General features: G+C 40.3%; 1 protein-coding gene. It reads left to right on the top strand.

Annotated features, from left to right (window positions below; translation table 11 throughout):
- Nucleotides 1-388, top strand: a 388-nt coding sequence (locus tag A3729_RS09330; RefSeq protein ID WP_197475737.1) for a methylenetetrahydrofolate reductase, incomplete at its 5' end; no start/stop codon positions are given.
- Nucleotides 389-804: the final 416 nt, after the last annotated feature.

Genomic DNA, 804 nt, shown 5'->3' with positions numbered 1-804 from the left:
AGTTGACGCTGGGGCAAACAGTGCCATCACACAGTATTTCTATAATGCAGACTCCTACTTCTACTTTATAGACCGCTGCGAAAAAATGGGCATCAATATTCCTATTGTTCCTGGGATCATGCCTATCACGAACTACAGCAGCTTGGTTCGCTTTAGCGACATGTGCGGTGCTGAAATTCCACGCTGGATCAAAAAACAGCTCGAAGCTTATGGCGATGATACTGTTAGCATTCAGAAGTTTGGTGAAGAAGTGGTAAGTCAAATGTGTGAGCAGTTGTTAAAAGCTGGCGCTCCGGGTCTACATTTTTATACACTTAATCAAGCCGAACCAAACTTAAAAGTTTGGGACAATCTTGGCCTAAGTGACGAGGAAAAAATTCGCTTTTAAACTGCTTTCATCTTATTTTCGTTAAGCCCTTCTGCTGGTGGTCAGGCATAAAAATATATCGTTTATCCTGACCGGCTAGCTGCTCCCTTTCTTAAGTTCTATATTGTCATGTTTTGTGACAATTCATTTAAATTTTCTTCCAAGTAAAGAAAACTTTAGCCATTTGGTCTAGACTCATAGAACAAATATTAACCAGTTAAAAAATATTGCGACCTTGTGACTATGACTTCGGCGATCAGTTTTGTTATCTCCCTAGCACTCACTAATCGTAATGTAGAGACACGCAGCAGGATACTGAACATATGTAAAGTAATACCGCTCGAGCGGTAAATATTTCCTTTAGGGGGCCTTATGAGTATTTTTAGTCATTACCAGTCTAGATACGAACTGACTCAGCAGGAAGAGTTTAGTCTGGA

It is taken from the genome of Oleiphilus sp. HI0043 (assembly GCF_001634935.1).
The sequence above is the reverse complement of the archived record's forward strand: the minus strand, read 5'-3'. Positions and strand labels throughout refer to the sequence as shown.